Below are 22,423 nucleotides of genomic sequence, written 5' to 3' on the forward strand. Positions count from 1 at the left end.
TCCATATGAAGACATGGCCTTGTTTTATATCTCCCATCGAACTTCTCGCGTCGTGGCCCTGGGTGTTCCCACATGACCAAGCCCGTTTCCGTCGTCGAAGCCCGGCACGTTTTTGGGCTGCGCCTCATCGCCGTGTACAAGGCGATCAAGGTGGTGTGCCTGATCTTCGTGGCCTTCGTGGCCTTCGGTCTGCACAAACCCGAAAATTTCGATCATCTGATGCACACGCTGGAGCACCTGTCGCTGCAGGACAGCAGCGGCATGCGCTGGCGGCTGGTCGGATTGCTGCAGAAATGGGGGCCCAGCAAGTTCATCGCCGTGGGCATCGCGGCGCTGGCCTATGCGGCAATCTTCGCGACGGAAGGCACCGGTCTGTGGCTGCGCAAGCACTGGGCGGAATGGTTCACCGTGATCGCCACCGGCTCGCTGATTCCAGTGGAAGCCTATGAAATGTTCCACAAGTTCAACTGGCTGAAACTGGGAGCATTGATCGGCAACATCGCGATCGTGATCTACCTGGTGCGTATTGCGATGCAACCTCACGGGCGCAAGCTTTAAGGCAACACTGATCACGTATCGCCGACAGGCACCATGCGGCACCGTACGCAGAGCCGCGCCCCTACCTGCACATCGCCTTGCCGTAACGACCTGCGGTTAGACTTGTCCTTTTCACCCGAGCCACCGCCCTGGGCGTCCCCACATGACCAAGCCCGTTTCCGAGATCGAGGCCAGCCACAGCTTCGGCCTGCGCGTGATCGCCATCTACGAGGTGATCAAGACGCTGTGCCTGCTCTGCGTGGCCTTCGTCGCGTTCGGCCTGCACCAGGAGCAGAACTTCGAGCGGCTGGTACACACGCTGGAACACCTGTCGCTGCAGGACAGCAGCGGCATGCGTTGGAGCCTGGTGCAATTGCTGCAGGAAATGGGGCCCAGCAAGTTCATGGCGATCGGCATCGTGGCCTTGGCCTATGCCGCCATCTTCGCGACCGAAGGCATCGGCCTGTGGTTGCGCAAGCACTGGGCGGAATGGTTCACCGTGATCGCCACGGCGTCGCTGATCCCCGTGGAAGCGTATGAGATGTTCCACAAATTCAGTTGGCTGAAACTGGGCGCATTGCTCGGCAATATCGCGATCGTGATCTACCTGGTCCGCATTGCGATGCAGCCGCATCGACGGAAAACCCCGTAGCGCAGCTTCGCAGGCTCGAATGCAATCCCAGCTTTTTTGATACCTGATGCCGGGATTTCATCCCAGCCTACGAACACCTACACCTCGTGATGGATCGCTTCGGCCGGCGGCTCGCGACGCGGCATCAATTCCACCAAATACATCGCCGCGAGCACCAATCCACCACCGCACAACATGCGCCAGGTGAGCACGTCGCTGCCGAATGCCACGGCAAAACCCGCGGCAAAAACCGGTTCGGTGGTCATCACGATGGCCGCGCGCGTCGCCGGCAAATGGGCTTGCGCCCAGGTCTGTATCAGCATCGCGCCGGCGCCGGCAATCAGCGCCATGTACAGCACGGCGATCCATGCACTGCGATCCGGCGGCAGGACCGGACCGCCGTGTCCGGCCGTAGCGAGCAGGCAAACCAATGCGATCATGCCCATCTGGACGGCAGACAAACCGAACGCCTCGTCCGCGCGCGACCAATGCCCCAGCGCCACGATGTGCAAGCCGTACAGCAACGCGGAAGCGAGTGTGAGCCAAACGCCGAGGTCCACGGAAAGACCGTTGAGCGAGAGCAGCGCCAGGCCAAACGTAGCCAGCGCGACCGCCAGCCACACCGTAACCGGCATGCGTTGGCGCAATAGCGCGGTGGCGAGTATCGGCGTGAACACCACATACATGCCGGTGACGAAGCCGCTGACGCTGGGCGAAATCAGTGACAGGCCCCAGGTCTGCAACAGCTGTCCGCAACCATACAGCGCGCCCAGCGCCATGCCGCGCAATAATTGCCGGCGTTCCAGCCGCGCGACGTGGCGATGGAACAGCGCGAACATGGCGATGGCGGCGACGGTGAAGCGCACGGCCAGGAAATCCGCCACCGGCATGCGATCGACCACACCCTTGATCAGCACGAAGGTGGAGCCCCACACGGCTGTCATGACCAGCAGACCCACGGTCGCCAGCAAGCTGATACGCGATGTGCCGCTCATCGACGAGCAGCCCGCAACCACTGGCCTGGGACTTTCAGCAGGAACCGGCTCCAGATGCCCAGCCACACCACGGCGGCAGTGAGCGGATTGCGCGAGGCCGGATCGAACTTGCGGAACCAGCGCCACATGCCGCGATGCTTGTGATAACTCACGAACACCGGACGATGCCGGCTCGATCCACCCTTGCCGTGCAGGACGCGCACGTCGCCGGCAAGCAATACACGCCAGCCCGCATCGCGCACGCGGCGGCACAGATCGAGATCTTCGCAATGCAGGAAATATTTTTCGTCGAAACCGTGCAGCAGTTCGAATACGCGCAATGGCATCAGCATTACCGCGCCGGAGACGGCTTCGGCTTCGACCACCTGGTCCGGCACGCGCTGCGCATTCACGCCATCCTTGCGCCTGAGCAGCGTGGCAAGTGCGCGCCCGAGCACGGGATCACGCCGGAACGAGGCCGGATCGGGCACGCCTTGCGCATCGCAGACCACCGCACCCACCAGTCCGACTTTCTTTTCGCTGGCAAGGACATCAAGCAGGCGCTGCAAGGCATCCTGGGTGATCAGGCAATCCGGGTTGAGGATCAGCAGGGCCTCGCCATGCGCTTGCGCGGCAGCACGATTGATGGCCGGACCAAAGCCGAGGTTGGCGTGGTTGTAGATCACCTTGAAACGCGGATCGCTTTCGCGCGCACGGGCGACCGCTTGCGGCATGCTGTCCGAGGAGGCGTTGTCGATCAGCAGCACTTCGAGCGGCGTCGTGCATGCCAGCACGCTTTTGACGCAGTCGCGCAGACTCGGGCCGCTATCGGCCGAGACGATGATGACGCTGACTTGCGGTTTGACGGGATCGAGGGCGGACATGATCGGGCGGCGGGTTCCGAGTTTGCGGTCTTACGAAATCGAACGACTCTACGACGGACGGCGCAGGTTGCGTTAGCGCAGCATCACCCGGCGTTTTTCAAAAACGTCATCGGTGATGCTGCACTGGCCCTGCCTGCGACGGTGCTGCTAGGACCTGTCGATCACATCCTGTCCCAGCACGTGCGACAGCGCCAACGGCGGCTGGTCCTCATCGCGGCTCAGCCACGCCTCGCCGGCATGCCATCCATACAGTCGCCAGCCACGCAAGCGATACGACCTGTCGTGGACGCGATCGTACAGCAGCACGCCGCGCCCGGCTGTCATCGACCACGCGAGCCAGCGCTCGCCGGGGGCGATGGAAACCTGTGGCTCGACCGGACCGACCTGCGTGTGTGCGCCGATGCGGCAATTATGTTCATCCAACATGTTTATATCGGCGGGAAGCTTTCGCGACGTACCATCCAGCGCGATCCAGCATGGCACCTGCAATTCGATCAGCGTATGGGCGGGACCGATCGGCGCCAGCGCCAATTCGTTCCAGTCGGGCGAGGCAACCGCGCCAGCGACGCTGCGCCGAGGTTTGTGATCCTGCCAGGATTCGAGCAGCACCAGCAGCGAAAATCCTGCCAATGCCGCCAGCGCGGTCAGGGTAAGGCCGAGGCCATGGTGGTCGAATGCGCGATAGGTGGCGAACAGCAAGCCGGCAAGGCCCCAACGCAAGCTACGCCGCAGCGCGTAGTGATAGCGCTGCAAGCGCGGCAACCGAATGACCTGGATGGTGGCCAACCCCAGCAGCAACGGCAGGCCGGCCCACCACGGCATCACGCCAAGCAACACTGCCCAGGCGATGGCCAGCAACCAGGGCGGCCATCGGTGTCCCGGTGCGGCAAACGTCAGCCGCACCACACCCTGGCGTTGCGGAACATGCGCATCCACGGCGAATCCTCGCCCCAGTTATCCGGATGCCAGCTCATCTGCACGCTGCGGAACACACGTTCCGGATGCGGCATCAGGATCGTCACGCGCCCATCCGCCGCGGTGAAGCCCGCCAGGCCACCCGGCGAGCCGTTGGGATTGAGCGGATAGTGTTCGGTGGGCTTGCCGCGGTTGTCGACGAAACGCACCGCACTGCCGGACTTGGACGGACTGCAGGAGGCCGGGAACGCCACGCGGCCTTCGCCGTGCGCCACCACCACCGGAATGCGTGAGCCATGCATGCCCTTGAAGAAGATGCTGGGCGAATCCAGTACTTCGAGCGTGGCCAGGCGCGCTTCGTATTGTTCGGAGGCGTTGCGCAGGAACTTCGGCCAGTGCTGCGCATCGGGAATGATGTCTTTGAGCTGGCCCAGCATCTGGCAGCCGTTGCACACGCCCAGCGCGAACTTGCCGGCGTCGGCAAAGAACGCGCTGAATTCGGCGCGCAGCATCTCGTTGTAGAGAATCGACGCCGCCCAGCCACGTCCCGCCCCAAGCACGTCGCCATAGGAAAAGCCGCCGCACGCGGCAAAGCCACGGAAATCGCCAAGCTTGATGCGACCGCTGGCGAGATCGGACATGTGCACATCGACCGCGTCGAAACCGGCACGCGTGAATGCCGCGGCCATTTCGACCTGGCCATTGACACCTTGCTCGCGCAGGACCGCCACGCGCGGACGCGCTGCTTTGCCGATGTACGGCGCGGCGATGTCCTGGGCCGGATCAAAGGTCAGCTTCGGGCTGATGCCGGCATCGGCGTCGTCGATGCGCCATTCCAGTTCGGCATCCGCATTCGCCGGGTTGTCGCGCAGGCGCTGCATCGCGTAGCTGGTTTCGTTCCATGCCTTGAACAGCTGCGTCCAGTTCCACTTGAACAACGTGTCCTTGTTGAGGAACAGCTTGATGCCAAGTTTTTCCTTTGGACGGCCGATGCGATTGCTCATGCCGGCCACGCCATGCTTGATCAGCAGCGACTCGAACGCTTCGCGATTGGCCGCCGCCACTTGCATCACCGCGCCGAGTTCTTCGTTGAACAGCGAACGCAGCGTGGCTTCGGCCCAGCCATCCAGGATGATTTCAAGGCCGCAACGGCCCGCGAAGGCCATTTCCAGCAGCGTCACGATGACGCCGCCGTCGGAACGGTCGTGATAGGCCAGCAGCATGCCTGCGCGGTTGGCTTCCTGCACCAGGTCGAACAGCGCTTTCAGGCGCTTGGCGTCATCCAGGTCCGGTGGTACGCCGCCGCCGCGATTGAACACTTGCGTAAGCGCGGAACCGCCGAGACGGTCGCGGCCTGCGCCAAGGTCGATCAGCCACAGGTCCGACTCGCCACGATCCAGGCGCAGCTGCGGCGTGAGCGTGCGGCGAACGTCGCTGACGCGCGCGAAACCGGTGATCACCAGCGACACTGGCGCCACCGTGCGTTGCGGCGTATCGCCGTCCTTCCACACGGTCTGCATCGAGAGCGAATCCTTGCCGACCGGAATGGAGATATCCAGTTCAGGGCACAACTCCATGCCCACGGCTTTCACCGCATCGAACAAGGCCGCGTCTTCGCCGGGATGGTTCACGGCGGCCATCCAGTTGGCGGAAAGGCGCACTTCGTTCAACTGATCGATCGGCGCCGCAGCGAGATTGGTGATCGCCTCGCCCACCGCCAGGCGCGCCGCGCCCGCGCTGTTGAGCAGCGCTACCGGCGCGCGCTCGGCCATCGCCATCGCTTCGCCCTGGTAGCCTTCGAAATCCAGCAGCGTGACCGCGCAATCGGCCACCGGCACCTGCCACGGGCCAACCATTGGATCGCGCGAGCACAAGCCGCCCACGGTGCGATCGCCGATGGTGATCAGGAAGCTCTTGCTGCCCACCGTCGGCAGGCGCAGCACGCGCATCAGCGCTTCGTCCATGCCGATGCCGCTGAGATCCGGCACCAGGTCGATGCGCGGCTTGATGTGCCGGGTATCGCGATGCATCCGCGGCGCCTTGCCGAACAGCACGTCCATCGGCAGATCGATCACTTTCAGCTGGCGACGCGGGTCGGTCACGCGCAGCACGCGCTCTTCGGTGGCCGTGCCGACCACGGCATACGGACAACGCTCGCGTACGCAGAACGCTTCGAACTGCGGCAAGTGTTCCTGCGCGATCGCCAGCACGTAGCGCTCTTGCGATTCGTTGCTCCATACCTGCATCGGCGACAGCGAAGGATCGTCGCACGGCACTTTCGACAGATCGATCTCGCCGCCCACGCCCGCATCGTTGAGCAATTCAGGAATAGCGTTGGACAAGCCGCCCGCGCCGACGTCATGAATGCTGACGATGGGATTGCGTTCGCCCAGCGACCAGCAGCTGTCGATCACTTGCTGGCAACGACGCTCCATTTCGGCGTTGTCGCGCTGCACGGAAGCGAAGTCGAGTTCCGCGCTGGATGCACCGGACGCCATCGACGACGCGGCACCACCGCCCAGGCCGATCAGCATGGCCGGACCGCCCAGCACGATCACCGCATGGCCCGGCTGCAGCTCGCGCTTCTGCACGTGGTCGTTGCGGATGTTGGCGATACCGCCGGCGATCATGATCGGCTTGTCGTAGCCGCGCCGCACGCCGGCTTCACCGGTTTCGTGCTCGTAGGTGCGGAAGTAGCCGCCGAGGCACGGGCGGCCGAATTCGTTGTTGAACGCCGCGGCGCCGAGCGGGCCATCGCGCATGATTTCGAACGCGCTGGCCATGCGTGGCGGCAATGGGCGTTCGAGTTCCCACGGCATCGGCGTGCCGGGAATGCGCAGGTCGGAGACGGAGAAACCGGTGAGGCCCGCTTTCGGCTTGGCGCCACGGCCGGTGGCGCCTTCGTCGCGGATCTCGCCGCCGGCGCCGGTGGCCGCGCCCGGCCACGGTGCGATCGCGGTGGGATGATTGTGCGTTTCCACCTTGATCGCGTATTCGATGCGTTCTTCGTTGGCGCGCCACACGCCATCGTCGCCGCACACGAAACGCTTGCCGGCGTGGCCTTCGACCACGGCGGCGTTGTCCTTGTAGGCCGAAAGCGTGTAGGCCGGCGAATGCTGGTGCGTGTTCTTGATCATCCCGAACAGGCTTTTCTCCTGCGCCTCGCCGTCCAGCGTCCAACTGGCGTTGAACACTTTGTGGCGGCAATGCTCGGAGTTGGCCTGCGCGAACATGAAAAGTTCGGCGTCGGTCGGATCGCGGCCGAGTTCGGCGTAGCGCGCGGCGAGGTATTCGATCTCGTCGTCGGCCAACGCGAGGCCCAGGTCGGTATTGGCGCGAGCCAACGCCGCGCGCGGATCGGCGCCCAGCGCGATGTGCACCAGATCGCCCGGCTGGCCGGCCAGGAACAGGCCCTGCGCCTGCTCCAGGCGAGTGAGCACCGATTGCGTCATCGCATCGTGCAGTACCGCCAGCAGCTCGCGGTAACTCGCATCCTCGAGCGCCGGCAGGCCGCTTACCTGGTGGGCGATGCCGCGCTCGACACGGCGCACGTCGAAGCCGCAGTCATGCAGGATGTCGGTGGCCTTGCTCGACCATGGGGAAATCGTGCCCAGCCGCGGCACGATCCACAGCGAAGCCGGCTCGGGCTTGCTGTCCTTCGCTTCCAGCGCCTCCAAGAGGCGCTTGCGCTGCTCGCCCTCGGGCTCGGCGGCGGCATCGATGAAGTAGACGAACCAGCAGGCCTGCACGCGGGTGCCACGATGCAGGGCATCCAGGCGGGCGTTGAGACGGTCCAGACGAAACGGCGAGAGGGCGCTCTGCCCGTCGAGTGCGATCATTGCGGGGAAAAGGCGCTAAGCGGTGGAAGCCGCGTATTGTACCTGAGCGGGGGCGTTCCCTGGGCAGAGCCGCGGCAAGGGTCGGATTTCATCCCGGCTTGCGCGCCATACAGGGTCAGGGCTCTTCCCGTACCCGCATGAAGCGTGCAAACCGTGGCTTGCCGGCAGCCGTCATGCCCTGATACCGGAACGTGACCATGGTGCCCACGGGTGGCGGATTTTGGCGCTGCTCGTCGCTGAAGCCGGTGCCGATGCGAAAACGCGTACCGTCCGGCAGTTCCATCATCAGCGAACCCATCATGCCTGCGTATTTGCCCTTGCCGGGCACGATGCCGACCACGCGGGCCTCGGCGTCATCGAAGGGTTTGAGTTTCAGCAGGTCGTCGCTGCGGCCGGCGCGGTACAGCGAGGCGCCCCGATGCAATACCAGGCCTTCACCGCCGCCCTGCACCACCTGGTCGAGTTTGTGTTGCAACTCGGCGGCGTCGGCAATCTTGAACTGCGTGACGGCCTGCACCCACGGATGGTCGATCTGTGCCACGAGCTTGTGCAGCACGGGAATACGCTGATCGAACGTGCCCGCATGCCCGGGCAGGTCGAACACCATGTAGCGCATCCGGCGCCATGCATCGTCATCGGCAGGCTGTTGGCGAATGGTCGACGAAGCCTGCTCGAATCGGCCGCGTCCTGCCCATAACTCACCATCCATTGGCGTCTTCGGCCAGCGCGAGGTAAACCACGCGGGCGCGGGAATGATGGCGCCGCTGCGCGTGCGCAAGGTTTCGCCATCCCAATAGCCGCGCACGCCGTCGTACTTCTCGCTGATCCAGTAATCGCCGAGCGTGATGCCGGCGTGATAGACGTTGGCCAGCATCACCGGCGACGACGCAAGCGTCGCCGCGTAGGCCGGCGCAACCAGGCTCAACCCTAGCCACAACGGCAAGCCGCACCACCGGCCTGCCAGACGCTTCGCTATGCGCATGACACTTCCCTGTAAACGACCTCGCCGTTGCTGCGGCGTGCGCCGATGAATCCACCTCGATCAACCACCTTTGGCGGAATGTTCCTGCACCGCCTTCAGCATGTCCTGCGGCGACAGATAACCGCCGATCAGGGTGCCATCCTCGGCATACACGGCCGGCGTGCCGGTGACGCCGAGGCGCAGGCCGAGATCGAATTGATCCTTGACCGGATTCTTGCAATCGGCGGGTTTCGGATCCTGCCCTTTCTTGGCTTGCGTGAAGGCATCGTTGCGATCGGCCGCGCACCAGATCGACACCATCTCCTTGTACGTCTTGGTAGGCTTGCCGTCGTCGCCGGTCACACCCGAGCGCGGCCATGCCAGGTATTGCACGGCGATGCCTTCCTTGTTGAAGTCCTTGATCTGCTCGTGCAGCACGCGGCAGTACGGACAGGTCACATCCGTAAACACCGTAACGGTGTACTTGGGATTGGGCGGTGCGAACACGATGCGATCGGACACCGGCACCTTGGCCAGTTGCGTCTTGCGATACGCGGCCCAGGCATCGTCGGTGAGGCTGCTGCCCTTGCTGGTGTCGATGACGTCGCCGTTGATCAGGTACTTGCCGTCGCTACTGACGTACACCAGATGCCCGGAGGCGATCACCTGGTAGAAACCCGGCAATGGCGACGGCGCGACCTGATCGATCTGCGCCTTGGGCACGAGCTTGAGCAATGCCTGCCGCACCACGGCCTCGGGCGTGTTCGCCGCCGGTGGCGTCGAAACCGTGGCACCGGCCAATGCCGTGCCTGCCTGCATCGCCAGCACGCTCGCGCAAAGCATCTGCCAGAACTTCTTGGACATATAACCTCTTACCGAGCGGCTACGTGAAAGGCGTCGAGTATCGCATACCGACTGCGATAGCCCGTTGTAGGGAAGTACCGATATGACTGTCCCGTTTGCCGCCATGCTACGCCGCCTGAATGATGCCGGTTTGAATCTCCAGCACATTCTGTCATCGCACTCGCATCAACCGCGCGGATGGTGCTGCGCATGCAGGCGCTTCAACCCTTCCTTCGCCACCAGCGTATAAATTTGCGTCGTGCTCAGCGCGCTATGGCCCAGCAGCATTTGCAATGCCCGCAGGTCCGCGCCGTGATTCAGCAAATGCGTCGCGAACGAATGTCGCAACACGTGCGGAGAAATGCGCTTGCCGTTGATACCCACGGCAATGGCGTGGCGCTTGACCAGGGTCCAGAACATTTGACGCGTCATGCCTTCGCCGCGCTTGCTCAGGAACAATGCCGCCGGCTGCCGCCCTTTGGCGAGCACCGGACGCGCCTGCGCGAGATACGACAGGACAAATTCCAGCGCCACCTCGCCTACCGGCACCAGCCGGTCCTTGCCGCCCTTGCCGGTCACGCGCAGCACGCCCTGGCGGGTATTCAGTGCGGCCAGTGGCAATTCCACCAGCTCGGAAACACGCAAGCCGGAGGCGTACATCAACTCCAGCATGGCGCGATCACGCAGGCCTAGCGTGGTCGCTACGTCGGGCGCATGCAGCAGGCCTTCCACTTCGCGCTCGGCCAATGCCTTGGGCAGGCTGCGCGGCATCTTGGGGCGCTCGATCAGCAGCGTGGGATCTTCAAAACCGGGTTCGTTGCGCGCCATCGAGGCGTAGAAGCGCCGGAACGCCGATTGGCGCCGCGCCATCGAACGCACCGCCACCGGCTGCGAACCGTGAAACGCCGAGAGGTCTTCGCGCCGCGCCGTGCGCAAGATGCGGCCACGGGTCGAGAGCCAGCGCGACAGCGCTTCCAAGTCCTGGCGATAGGCCTGCAGCGTGCGTTCGGCCAGGCCATCTTCGGACCATACACGCTCAAGGAAGGCGGCAATTTCCAGCTCGTCCGCCTCGGCAATGGCGGCTGGCTCTTTACTAGCGTTCTGTTTCATGCGCACGATGCTCGGCGTTACGCCTGCGCAGTGCAAGCGTGACGCTGCGCAATCACATGGCTGAGTTGATGGCGAACCGATGACGCAAGCGACCACGACCGATCCGTATTGCCCTTTGTGGCGGCGCCTGTTCGCCTTGTTCTACGACTTGTTCGCGGTACTCGCCATCGTGGCGACAGTCGGCCTGGTCTGCCAGTTCGCCACGCGTGGACAACTGATCACCGCCGGCGCACACGTGCATATCGCCTGGTGGTATCAACCGCTGCAAGGTTTGATGGTGGCGGCGTATTTCCTGGTGTCATGGTTGCGTGGCGGCCAGACGCTGGGCATGCGGCCATGGCGTATCCGTATCGCAACCAGCGACGGCGCACGCCTGACGTTGCGGCAGGCGCTGGTTCGGCTACTCATCGCCGCTTTGCCTTTGCTGCTGCTGTGGCTCGCCCCTGCGTGGGGGCTGCGGTCGGCGCTTTGGGCCATGGCTGCCGCATGGGGCGTATGGTTTGCCGCGGCCTTGCTCGATCGTCGTCACCGAACCGTGCATGACCTGGTGGCTGGCTGCGAACTGCGGCGAGTTGCCTGACCTCGCCGTCGCTGGCCACCTGAGACACGCCAATTCGTAACCTGTTGATATGCAAGGCGGCAGCAGCCTGTCGCAATGCAACAATGCGCGGCATAAACGGCTATCATATGACTTTAGTCGCCGGTTCCCGCCCATGCTTTACCAGCTCCACGAATGGCAACGCGCCTTCCTCGGCCCTTTGAGCCACTACGCTGAAGCCAGCGCCCGCATGCTTACCGATCCCAGCAGCCCCTTGGCGCAGATGCCGGGCGCGCAGCGCATGGCGGCGGGTTACGAGCTGGTCCATCGCCTGGGCAAGGATTACGAAAAGCCGTCCTTCGACATCCACAGCATCACCAACCCGCAGGGCAACCAGATCGCGATCATCGAGCGCATCGATCTGGAAACCCCGTTCTGCCAGCTGCGCCGCTTCAAGCGCTTCAGTGACGATCCGGAAACCATCGAGAAGATGAAATCCGAACCGGTCGTGCTGGTGGTGGCTCCCCTGTCTGGTCACCACGCGACGCTGCTGCGCGACACCGTGCGCACGCTGCTGCAGGACCATAAGGTGTACATCACCGACTGGATCGATGCGCGCATGATTCCCGCCTCGGCCGGCGCGTTCCAGCTCGACGACTACGTCGCGACGATCGAGAACTTCATCCGCCATATCGGCGCCGAATCGCTGCACGTGATCTCGGTATGCCAGCCGACCGTGCCGGTGCTGGCGGCGATTTCGCTGATGGCCGCACGCGGCGAAGCCACGCCGCGCAGCATGACGATGATGGGCGGCCCGATCGATCCGCGCCGCAGCCCGACCAGCGTCAACAACCTGGCCATGCAACAGCCGCTCAGCTGGTTCCGTGGCAACGTGATTCATACCGTGCCGACCAACTATCCCGGTCACGGCCGCGAGGTGTATCCGGGCTTCCTGCAGCATGCCGGCTTCGTGGCGATGAATCCGGGCCGCCACCTCAGCTCGCACTGGGATTTCTATCTCAATCTGTTGCGTGGCGATCTGGACGACGCCCAGGCACACCGCAAGTTCTACGACGAATACAACGCCGTGCTCGACATGCCGGCCGAGTATTACCTGGACACCATCAGCACGGTGTTCCAGCAATTCCTGCTGCCGCGCGGGCTATGGGAAGTGAATGGCGAACGCGTCGCCCCAAGTGCGATCAAGCGCACCAGCTTGCTCACCATCGAGGGCGAACTGGACGATATTTCCGGTATCGGCCAGACCGAAGCGGCGCATGACCTGTGCACCGGCATCCCTGCTTCGCGCCGCGCGCATCGCGTGGTGGAAGGCGCCGGGCATTACGGCATCTTCAGCGGCCGGCGCTGGCGCGAGATGGTTTATCCGCAGATTCGCGACTTTATCCGCCGCTCGGAATTGGCCTTGGTATCCACCAAGCGCGCCTGACGCACCCCACGGCCGTCATTTCCGCGAAAGCGGGAATGACGGCCGTGGGGATTACGCGAAGAATGTCTTGAACGCATCGATGGTGCGTTCCACCGCTGCATCATCGATATCCAGGTGCGTCACCAGGCGCAGGGTCGGCAAATAACCAATGCTGATGCGTATCGACGCGGCACGCAGATGCGCGTCGAGTTCGCGCAGACGCTCGGCAGGCACGTCGATAAACACCATGTTGGTGTGCTGGCCAAGCAGCTTGATGCCGGCTATGTCGCCCAGGCCATTGGCCATATGCACGGCACGTGCATGGTCGTCCGCCAGGCGTGCCACGTGGTGGTCCAGCGCGTACGAGCACGCGGCGGCCAGCAAGCCGGCCTGGCGCCAACCGCCACCGGCGACCTTGCGCCAGCGCCGCGCCTTCTCGATCAACGCGGCGGAGCCGACCAGTACCGAGCCGACCGGCGCGCCCAATCCTTTCGACAAACACACCGACACGCTGTCGAAGTGCCGCGCGATGGCTTGCGCCGGCACGCCACCGGCCACAGCCGCGTTGTAGAGCCGCGCGCCGTCCAGGTGCAAAGCGAGACCGCGCTCATGCGTGAATTCACGCGCGGCGCGCAGGTAGTCGAGCGGCAACACACGGCCATGCCAGGTGTTTTCCAATGCCAACAGGCGTGTGCGTGCGAAGTGTGGATCGACCGGCTTGATCGCGGCCTTCACTTTGTCCAAAGGCAACGTGCCATCGGCATCGTGCGGAATCGGTTGTGGCTGGATCGAGCCCAGCACCGCCGCGCCACCGCCTTCGAATTTGTAAGTGTGCGCATCGGCGCCGACGATGTATTCGTCGCCGCGCTCGCAATGCGACATCAAGGCCAGCAGGTTCGACTGCGTGCCCGAGGGTACGAACAATCCCGCTTCGAAACCCAGATCGCCGGCAAGGCGCTGCTGCAGTGCATTGACGGTGGGGTCTTCGCCATAGACGTCGTCCCCGACGTCGACATCGAGCATGGCTTCGCGCATCGCGCGCGTCGGCTTGGTAACGGTGTCGCTGCGCAGGTCGATCCAGTCCATGGTGCTCTCGATGATGGATGGGAAGGCATGACTTTGCCGCGTGCGGAAGCGATCAGCAAGCTGCCATAGGTAACCCAACCTGCACGGCTTCCTTCCATGCGTTCGGCCGCAGGATGGCAAACAAGCCATCACGCTTAGCACGCCTTGCAAGGCGCAACAGCTCGTCATCACGCGTAAGCAATGCGGCAGCGCCTGCCTGATGCGCCAGTTCCAGAAATTTCTGATCGTCGCGATCGCGGCAGCGCGGCAAGCCCACACTGCCTACAGACAATGTCAAAAGCCGTACATGCGCATCGAACATTTCGGCGACCTGCATGCGGCGCTCCTCACCGAGCTTCAACTGCGGATAAGCCAGCACCGCCAGCCATTCGTCACGGCAATCGTCGCGCGTAACCAGTTCGACCTCACCCGCATGCACGGCCGTAAACAGCGATGCGCACTGCGGATCGCCGAACACGAATAGGTCAAGGCAAACGTTGGTATCCAGCACGAAGCGTAGCGGTGTGCCGCTACGCATTTTTGCGGAAATAGAACCAGGCGATGAACACCATCAAGGCCGCTGGCAAGATATTCGCCGCGAGCGGCGGAACGCCATACACGGTGCCGAAACTTACAATGGCCTTCTGCACGAAGTACCAGCTGATGGCGATGATCATGCCCATGAAAATGCGCTTGCCCAGGCCGCCCGAGCGCAGCGCGCCGAATGCGAACGGCATGGTGCACAACACCAGCACCAGGACGTTGATCGGGTACATCACGCGGCCCCAGAACGGCGTTTCGTAAGGCCTGGTGTTTTCGCCGTTCTTGCGCTTGTAGGTGATGATGTGCTGCAACTCGCGCATCGCCAGGTATTGCGGTTGCACCAGCGATTGCTGCAGCACTTCCGGATCGAGGCGCGAATCCCAGTGTTCGCTGGCGGAGGTACTGCTGTGCACGCCTTTGTCGTCCACCGTGGTGGTGCGCACATGGTCGAGCACCCATTGCTTGCCGACCTGCTCGGCCGTGCTGGCCTCATCGAAGCGGCTCAGTTGCCGCCCATCGGGCGTCAGCGTGAACACACGTACATCGCTGAGCTGCACGTAAGCGTGATCGCCTGCATTACGCAAGCCGCTGCTCTTCGCGTTGATGATGCGGTCGCCGTCGCGCGCCCACAGGCCGCTGCTGGTAAGCCCGAGGTTGCCACCGGAACGCAGTCGCAACTGCAGGGCCTGCGCCTGCTGGTCGCCCCATGGGCCGACGGTTTCACCCATGACGACCACGCCCGCCACCAGCACCGCCACCACGCCGACCGCCGACACCGCAATACGCAAGCGCGACATGCCTGCAGCACGCAAAGCCGTCAGTTCGCCGGTGGAAGCCAGGCCGCCGAGCCCCATCAGGCCACCGATCAGCGCCGCAAAGCCGAACATCTCGTACATGCGGCGCGGAATCGTCACCACGATGTAGAAAATGGCATTGCTGAGCGTGTAACCGTTGCGGCCGATGAACCCGAGCTGGCGCACGAACTGGATCATCGCGTCCAGGCCCACCAGGATCAGCCACACCATCAGCAGAGAACCGAACACGGTGATGCCGATCAGCCAATCGACGCGCTTGACGCGCAAGCTAGCCTGCATTTCTTGCCTCCCTCCATAGCGATGGCGCCGAGCCATCGTGCTGAGGCGCGATGATTCCTTTCGGTGAGTGCAGGCGTACTCGGCAGTACGTCAAGCTCACCGAAAGGGAGCAGCACGCCTCAGCGCGAGTGGATCGGCGGCCGCAGTAGGGTGGAGGTGAGAAATGCAGGCTACTCATCAGCCCCTCGCCTTGCGCGGCGCGCGCGCGGTGTATTGATGGCGAAAATTCCAGGCGGCAAGCGCAAACAATCCAAGGCTGAGCAGCCACATCGGCGTGGCGTGGTGCCAGTGCCCCTTGGCGAGCTGACCGCGGCACAAGGCAAGCAGGTTGTAGTAAAGAAAGAAGCCAAGCACGGCGATCAGCATGCGCCCGTAGCGCGGTTCGCGCGGCGTCTGTTTCGACAGCGGCATCGCCAGCATTAGCAACGCCAGCGTCATCAGCGGCACCACCGTACGCCACGCGAATTCGGCGCGCGCATCGGGCGTGGTGTTGTGCATCAGGTCGATCATGCCGAGGTTGTGGATGGGATCGGCTTCGTCATCCGATTGAATGGACGAGAGTGCGTTGTCGTTGCGCTCGTATTGCATGCGGCGCCAGTTGTCCGCGCCCAGCGGAATTTCGTATTGCCAGCCGTCATTCAACGCCAGATAGCGGTTGCTGCTGTCGCTGTTGGAATAGAGGTTGCCGTGCTGGCCGGTGGCCATTTTCATCACCCGGCTGCCGTCCTTGTTGGTGCGCTCGGCGGCGATGAAGGTGCGACCGAGCTTCTGGCCATCGCGGCTCAGCGTATCGACCAGGATGATGCCGCCCTTGCCCGGCAGTTCGGTAAAGCGGCCGGCGTCGAGGCCTGCGGCGATGATGGAACGGTTCGCCGCCGCGACCAGGCTGTCGGAGGTGCGCGCCGACCACGGCCCCAGCCACATCGACACCGCGCTGACCAGCACGAGCATGACCACCGCCACGATCGCCATCGGCCGCAGCAAGCCGCCCATGCCCATGCCCGAGGAGGCAAGCACGTGCATCTCGCTTTCGCGGTACATGCGCCCGAAGCTTTGCAGCACACCCAGGAAGCCCGCCAGCGGCAGCATGCTGGACAGGGTGTCGATCATGTTCAACCCCAGCACCTGGAACATCACGCTGGCCGGAAAGCTGCCCTTGGCCACTTGCTCAAGCACGTGCGCGAACGTGGTGCCGGCCATGATCACCAGCAGCACGATGACGGTCGCGCCGATGGTCGTGCCCAGCTCGCGCAGGAAATACCGGTCTAGGATGCTCAGCATGCGATAGAATTATGAGTTCCGTGCCTGGCCGGTCCTGGCAGGCAAACCCGTAGTCTAGCCGGTTCGGTGCGTGCCGGTCTTCCCGCAGGAAATGACGATGACGCTTCAATTCAGCCTAGTCTCCGCCGCTCCCGAAACCGTCGAGACCCCGTGCGTGGTGGTCGGCGTCTATGAAAACGGATTGCTGACCAGCGCCGCGGCGCGCGTTGACAGTGCAGCCGACGGCGCGATCAAGCGCCAGGTGGAAAGCGGCGACATCAACGGCAAGGCTGGCAGCAGCATCCTGCTGTTCGCACCGCCAGGCGTGCAGGCCAAGCGCGTACTGGTCATCGGCCTGGGCGGACAGAAAGGCTTCGACGCCGCGCGTTTCCAGAAGGTGAACCTGGAAGCGGCCCGTGCGCTTACGCGCCTGCCGATCGACGGTGCCGTGTCCTTCCTCGCCGAAGCCGACGTGCCGGGCCACGACGCCGCATGGCGCGTTCGCACCGCCGCGCTGGCCGCCGATTACGCCGCCTACCGCTACACCGCCACCTTCAAGCCGCGCGAGAAAACCGGCCAGCCGGAATTGCGCAGCCTCGGCTTCGTCGCCGACGCGCACGCACAAACGGGCCTCGATCAAGCCATCGCCATGGCCGAAGGCGTGCGCTTTGCACGCGAGCTTGCCAACCTGCCGCCCAACATCTGCAACCCGGCCTACATCGCCGAACAAGCGACGAAATTCGCCGAGGCGCATGCGGCCAACGAGGTCGGCTGCAAGATACTCGATCACGAAGACATGCAACGCCTCGGCTTCGGCTCGTTGCTGGCCGTCGGCCGCGGCTCCGCCAACAAACCGAAGCTGGTGATACTCGAATACAAGGGCGGCGCGGCGGACGAAAAACCCTATGCACTGGTCGGCAAGGGCATCACCTTCGACACCGGCGGCATCAGCCTGAAGCCCGGCCCGGGCATGGAAGAAATGAAGTTCGACATGGGCGGCGCCGCCGGCGTGCTCGGCGCGTTCGTCTCGGCCGTGAAGCTGGGCCTGAAGATCAACCTCGTCTGTGTCGTGCCGGCAGTGGAGAACATGCCCGACGGCGACAGCTATCGCCCCAGCGACGTGCTCACCAGCCTCTCCGGCCTCACCATCGAAGTGCTCAACACCGATGCCGAAGGCCGCCTGATCCTTTGCGACGCGCTCACCTATGCCGCGCAGACGTTCCAGCCCAAGGTGCTGATCGACGCCGCCACGCTGACCGGCGCGTGCGTGATCGCACTGGGCAAGCACGCCAGCGGCCTGATGAGCAAGCACGACGACCTGGCCGAAGAACTGCTGCGTGCAGGCGAGCTGTCGCTCGATCGCGCATGGCGCCTGCCGCTGTGGGACGACTACCAGGCGCAACTCGATTCCGGCTTCGCCGACGTGGCCAACATCGGCGGCAAGAACGCAGGTGCCATTACTGCCGGCTGCTTCCTGTCGCGCTTCACCGAAGGCCAGCGCTGGGCGCATCTGGATATCGCCGGCACCGCGTGGGACGAAGGCCGCAAGGGCCTGGCCACCGGTCGCCCGGTGTCGCTGCTGGCACAGTGGCTGATCGACCGCGCCGGCTGACCAAAATCCGGGAACAGCAGCGCAAGGGCTTCTGTTCCCTCCCCTTCGCCACTGACGACGATGCCCCGCGCCGACTTCTACCTCATCGCCAAGCCGCGCTTCAGCGAGCAGCCGCTATTGCTTGTATGCGAACTGGCACGCAAAGCCTTCGCCGCGCAACAGCCAACGCTCATCCTCACGCGTGACTTCGAACAGGCAGAAGCCCTGGACGAATTGCTGTGGTCGTTCGACGACGACACCTACATCCCGCATCAACTCGCCGGCGATGATGACGACGGCAACACCGCCGTACTGATCGCTCCGCCCGGTGTCGACACATCGGCGCGCCCATTGATCATCAACCTGCGCGAGCAATGCCCGCAGAGCTATGGCGAACGCGTGCTCGAAGTGGTGGCGGCAAACCCGGAAGAACGCGAAGGCTCGCGTCTACGCTGGCGCGAATACCAGCGGCTGGGTTTCGAGGTGAATAAACACGACATGTAATCCGGCCGTCTCGGCATACATCGGTATGCCTTCGCTGACGATGCAAACCGAGGCACGCATACCGCGTGGCGACGGGTACGTGGAATAGATCAGACCAGCCTAAGCCATTTTTATATCTTTCGACGCCGCCGCCCGCGCCATCATTGCCTCCTGCAACGCCGACGCCAGCAGGGTGCCGTTCAACGGCTTGTGCAGGAACGCATCGATGCCCACCTGTCGCCCGCGCGTCATTTCTTCCTTGTCGCCGCGTACCAGCAGCGCAACGATCGGCACCTGCTCACCGCCGACATCGCCGCGGCGAATCAACTGCGCCACCTGAAAACCGTCGATGCCGGGCAAATCCAGTTCCAGCAGCATCACATCGCAGGCTTCCACCGCCAATTCCGCCAAGGCATTCAAACCATGATTGGCATGCCGCACGCGATGCCCTTGATGTTCGAGCATGGCGCGAATGGTGTCGGCGATAGTGGCATCGCCTTCCACCAGCAGGACATTCAACACGCGCTGATGACTGCGCTCCGATTCGTCGTGCGCGGTTGCCGGCGCGACGTCCAAGGGCAGATGTACGTGGAAGGTACTGCCTTCGCCGAGCGTGGAGTCCAGCGTCATGCGGCCGCCCATCAGCCCGACCAGTTCGTTGCAGATGGCCAGGCCCAGGCCGCTGCCGATGCTGCGCTGCGGGCCTTCGTCCTGTTCGAAGCGGCTGAACAGGCGCACACGGCTGGTTTGGGAAATGCCGGGGCCGGTATCGCTCACGTCCAATGACAAAGAACCGTCCGACCAACGGACATCGATGCGAACGCCGCCGCGCTCGGTGAATTTCACCGCGTTGTTGACCAGGTTGAACAGCACCTGGCGAATGCGCAGCGCATCGCCGATCAGTAACGCGGGCACGTTTTCATCGACGTGCAGCTCAAGCGTCAGGCGCTTGGCCTGTGCAGCGCCTTTTTGCAGGTGCACCACATCCTGCAAGACGGGGCGCAGCTCGAATGGCGTTGGATCCAGCACCAGCTTGCCGGCTTCGATGCGCGCCAGGTCCAGCGCATCGTTCAGCAGCTTGAGCAGCAGGTTGCTCGCGCGCTGCATGGATTCGGCGTATTCGCGCTGCGTATTGTTCAGGGGTGTCGCCAACAACAGCTCGGCCATGCCCATCATGCCCGTCATCGGCGTGCGGATTTCATGGCTGAGCGTAGCGAGAAAACGGCTCTTCGCCGCACTCGCCTGTTCGGCAATCTGGTGCCGTTGCTCGGCAAACAGAATGCGTCGACGATGCGCCAAGCGGCGGCGCCAGGCGAACATCACCAGCAACCCCAAGCCTGCCGTCACACACACGTAAAGCAGCCACGCCCACCAGCGCAGCCACGGCGGCGCCTGCACGATGATGTGCAAGGGAGCGGACAGCTGCACCCATTCGCCTTCTGAACTGCGCGCCATGATGTCGAGGGTGTAATCGCCGCTGCCAAGGCCGGTGAATTCACGCTCGCCATGATTGCCGCGATCCACCCAATCGCTGTCGAAACCATTGAGACGGAAGCGGTACTGATTGGCCGACGGGTTGATGTAGGAGAACAACGTGGCCTGTATATGCAATTGGCTGTCGCGCCAACTCACACGAATCGGTTGCGCGTTCAACGGCAAATGACGGATCGCGCCCTCGTGCTCCACGGTAATCTCGGTCACCGACAAGGCCGGCGGCACCAGCGGCGGGTCCACTTTGTCAGGATCGAACCCGACTACACCGCCGTTCGTCGCGGCATAGAGATAGCCGTTGGGTAGCAGTGCGTAGCCGCGATCGAATTCGCCGTTCGCCAGGCCGTTCTGCAAACCCACGTGGTAGAAGGTGCCTCGTGCGGGATCGTAGCGCCACAGTCCTTCGATGCTGAAAATCCACTCCCGTCCCAGGCAGTCGACATCCATGTCCACGGCACGCAATGACGGCCAGCCGTGCTCGGCATCCACGCTCTTGTCCAGCACCATGCGCTGTCCGGCAAGGTGGTAATGCGACAGGCCATCCTCGGTGGCCACCCATAGACCGGTGCGATCGAAATCGAACGCGTCGACGGCCTTGCCGACCGGTATGCCCGGCACCATCACGAAACGGTCGCGCGCATGATCGAACCACATCAAACCGCCGTCGCTGGCGTACCAGAACGTGCCCTTGTAGAGCGTCATCTGGCTGCCCCACATCACCTTCTCGTTCGGCTTGTCCATCTCCACCGCAGACACCGCCAGCGTCTCCGGGTCGATGCGGAAAATGCCGTGGCCGAACGTGCGGGCGTACATCCTGCCGTCCAGGCCCGGCTCTACCTCGAGCGGATGATCAAGCATCGCGCCTTGGGGATCGACCTGGTCGAGCCGGTCGTGTACGTAGTCGTAGCGATACAGCGCGCCCTGCGAAACGATCCACAAGCGCTGGCGAAAGTCTTCGGTCATGCCGACCACGTCCCCGCCGAGACCGTCGAGAATGTGCTCGACCTTGCCGGTGACAGGGTCCAGCCGATCCACGCGGCCATCGCGTTCGCCCACCCATACGTGCCGGCCATCGCGACCGCGCGCCATGCTGGTGGCCATCGAATCGCGCAGGCTGTCGGGATCGTCGGGAATGTGCGTGAAGCGGCTGAAGCGGTTCCAGTCCGGCGCGAGATAGGCAACACCGCCCTCGAAGGTCGTCGCCCACAGGCCGCCTTCACGATCGACCCGCGTTTGCCAGATCCAGGTGCCCGGCAGGTCGCCATGCAGCAACGGCTGGTCGACCAATGGAATGATCGGCGCATCCGGGCGCATCTGCAGATACATGCCGCGCTGCGTGCCGATCCACAGATGACCGGCCTTGTCGCGCGTGCTGGTCATCACGTTGGTCCGGTGCGGAATCGTCGATTCGCCGAACAGGTGCGCCACGTCGTCCGGGCCGACTATCAGCAGCCCTCGCCCGGTGGCGATCCGTACTTCGTTGCCGCTGCCATTGATGCGCCAGGCATCCATCGACTGGCTGGGATCGGCAGGCTTGATGCGCACGAAGCCACCATCGGCTTCGCGGCGAAATACACCGCGATCGGATCCCACCCATAGTCGCCCCTTGGGGTCGACGTACAACGTCGCTACCGTCCCGAAATCGCTGGGATACAGACCAAGCAAGGGATTGGTGATGTGTTCGAAACCCTGGCCATCGGGCAGCATGCGGTCCAGGCCGTCGGCCGTGCCCACCCAGATCGCGCCGTCCGGCGTTTGCGCGATCGACCACACCTGGTCGCTGGTCAGGCTTTGCGGATTGCCCGGATCGTGCCCCCAGTGCGTGAACTTGCCCGTGGCGGCGTCATACCGGTTCAGGCTGGCGTCCAGGCTGCCAGCCCAGAGCCTGCCTTGCTGGTCGACCAGCAGGGTCGAGATCTCGTTGTTGTAAAGCGAGTCCGGATCGTTCTCGATGTGCCGGAACACCTGGAAGCGCACGCCGTCGAAGCGGGCAAGGCCGCCCTTGGTGCCGAACCACATGGCGCCGTCGTGATCCTGCACCACGGTGTAGACGACGCTGCTCGGCAGCCCATCCTGCGTGCCGTAGCGGCGGAACTGTGGCGTGGGCAGCGGGGCGACGTCGGACGTGTGGATGGCCGTCGGCTGAGCCGGCGCACTCGTCGCAGATGCCGCTGCCGCACTGCCGGACGCCGACGCACCCAGCAGTAAAGCCAGCCCCAACATGACAACCGACACTTA

The 22,423-nt window shown here is 63.8% G+C and carries 18 protein-coding genes; 6 read left to right on the forward strand and 12 right to left on the reverse strand.

From position 1 onward, the window contains the following. Positions 1-72 precede the first annotated feature (72 nt). Positions 73-558, forward strand: a complete 486-nt coding sequence (locus V7M64_RS06915; RefSeq protein ID WP_333678044.1) for a DUF2127 domain-containing protein — start codon at positions 73-75, stop codon at positions 556-558. Between the two features lie 142 nt (positions 559-700). Further along, positions 701-1,189 carry a DUF2127 domain-containing protein gene (locus V7M64_RS06920; protein ID WP_333678046.1) on the forward strand — a complete coding sequence of 163 codons (489 nt, stop codon included), beginning with the start codon at positions 701-703 and terminating at the stop codon, positions 1,187-1,189. Positions 1,190-1,266: 77 nt separating this feature from the next. Here the strand turns inward: V7M64_RS06920 and V7M64_RS06925 are convergent, their stop codons facing one another. The 7 genes from V7M64_RS06925 to xerD all read right to left on the reverse strand — a co-directional run bounded on the left by V7M64_RS06925 (position 1,267) and on the right by xerD (position 10,694). Then, entirely contained in the window at positions 1,267-2,163 is an 897-nt protein-coding gene (locus V7M64_RS06925) for a DMT family transporter (protein ID WP_333678048.1), read from the reverse strand. Beyond that, complete coding sequence (locus V7M64_RS06930; protein ID WP_333678050.1) at positions 2,160-3,026, reverse strand: glycosyltransferase family 2 protein; 867 nt, start codon at positions 3,024-3,026, stop codon at positions 2,160-2,162. The genes V7M64_RS06925 and V7M64_RS06930 overlap by 4 nt, the downstream gene beginning before the upstream one ends. A 147-nt stretch (positions 3,027-3,173) precedes the next feature. Further along, on the reverse strand, positions 3,174-3,962 hold the full coding sequence (locus V7M64_RS06935; protein ID WP_333678051.1) for a hypothetical protein: 789 nt from the start codon (positions 3,960-3,962) through the stop codon (positions 3,174-3,176). Then, complete coding sequence (gene purL / locus V7M64_RS06940) at positions 3,920-7,780, reverse strand: phosphoribosylformylglycinamidine synthase (protein WP_333678053.1); 3,861 nt, start codon at positions 7,778-7,780, stop codon at positions 3,920-3,922. The genes V7M64_RS06935 and purL overlap by 43 nt, the downstream gene beginning before the upstream one ends. A 115-nt stretch (positions 7,781-7,895) precedes the next feature. Further along, positions 7,896-8,762, reverse strand: a complete 867-nt coding sequence (locus tag V7M64_RS06945) for a DNA ligase (RefSeq protein WP_333678054.1) — start codon at positions 8,760-8,762, stop codon at positions 7,896-7,898. Positions 8,763-8,822: 60 nt separating this feature from the next. Beyond that, positions 8,823-9,605, reverse strand: coding sequence for a thioredoxin fold domain-containing protein (locus tag V7M64_RS06950; protein ID WP_333678055.1), 783 nt, complete (start codon positions 9,603-9,605; stop codon positions 8,823-8,825). Positions 9,606-9,770: 165 nt separating this feature from the next. Further along, entirely contained in the window at positions 9,771-10,694 is a 924-nt protein-coding gene (xerD, locus tag V7M64_RS06955) for a site-specific tyrosine recombinase XerD (protein WP_333678056.1), read from the reverse strand. 79 nt (positions 10,695-10,773) lie between these two features. Here xerD and V7M64_RS06960 point away from each other — a divergent pair, with 79 nt between their 5' ends. Beyond that, a complete protein-coding gene (locus V7M64_RS06960) occupies positions 10,774-11,274 on the forward strand; it encodes an RDD family protein (RefSeq protein WP_333678057.1) in 501 nt (166 codons plus the stop codon). A gap of 133 nt (positions 11,275-11,407) precedes the next feature. Further along, on the forward strand, positions 11,408-12,679 hold the full coding sequence (gene phaZ / locus V7M64_RS06965) for a polyhydroxyalkanoate depolymerase (protein WP_333678059.1): 1,272 nt from the start codon (positions 11,408-11,410) through the stop codon (positions 12,677-12,679). 51 nt (positions 12,680-12,730) lie between these two features. On the opposite strand, the gene ltaE is transcribed toward phaZ, so the two are convergent. From ltaE to lptF, 4 genes are all read right to left on the reverse strand, one after another. Continuing rightward, a complete protein-coding gene (gene ltaE, locus V7M64_RS06970; protein ID WP_333678061.1) occupies positions 12,731-13,744 on the reverse strand; it encodes a low-specificity L-threonine aldolase in 1,014 nt (337 codons plus the stop codon). Between the two features lie 52 nt (positions 13,745-13,796). Then, positions 13,797-14,261, reverse strand: a complete 465-nt coding sequence (locus V7M64_RS06975; RefSeq protein WP_333678063.1) for a putative toxin-antitoxin system toxin component, PIN family — start codon at positions 14,259-14,261, stop codon at positions 13,797-13,799. Beyond that, complete coding sequence (gene lptG / locus V7M64_RS06980; protein ID WP_333678065.1) at positions 14,254-15,360, reverse strand: LPS export ABC transporter permease LptG; 1,107 nt, start codon at positions 15,358-15,360, stop codon at positions 14,254-14,256. Before lptG ends, V7M64_RS06975 begins: the two co-directional genes overlap by 8 nt. 177 nt (positions 15,361-15,537) lie before the next feature. Further along, the gene (lptF, locus tag V7M64_RS06985; RefSeq protein ID WP_333678067.1) at positions 15,538-16,641 is read right to left on the reverse strand and encodes an LPS export ABC transporter permease LptF; all 1,104 of its coding nucleotides are present in this window, start codon (positions 16,639-16,641) and stop codon (positions 15,538-15,540) included. A gap of 97 nt (positions 16,642-16,738) precedes the next feature. Here lptF and V7M64_RS06990 point away from each other — a divergent pair, with 97 nt between their 5' ends. Further along, the gene (locus V7M64_RS06990; RefSeq protein ID WP_333678069.1) at positions 16,739-18,232 is read left to right on the forward strand and encodes a leucyl aminopeptidase; all 1,494 of its coding nucleotides are present in this window, start codon (positions 16,739-16,741) and stop codon (positions 18,230-18,232) included. Positions 18,233-18,292: 60 nt separating this feature from the next. Continuing rightward, on the forward strand, positions 18,293-18,715 hold the full coding sequence (locus tag V7M64_RS06995; RefSeq protein ID WP_333678070.1) for a DNA polymerase III subunit chi: 423 nt from the start codon (positions 18,293-18,295) through the stop codon (positions 18,713-18,715). Between the two features lie 99 nt (positions 18,716-18,814). Here V7M64_RS06995 and V7M64_RS07000 read toward each other — a convergent pair whose 3' ends face one another. Beyond that, positions 18,815-22,420, reverse strand: coding sequence for an ATP-binding protein (locus V7M64_RS07000; RefSeq protein ID WP_333678071.1), 3,606 nt, complete (start codon positions 22,418-22,420; stop codon positions 18,815-18,817). Between the last annotated feature and the right edge of the window lie 3 nt (positions 22,421-22,423).

Origin of the sequence: Dyella sp. (assembly GCF_036746095.1) — a bacterium.
In the GTDB taxonomy this organism is placed as follows: Bacteria; Pseudomonadota; Gammaproteobacteria; order Xanthomonadales; family Rhodanobacteraceae; genus Dyella_B.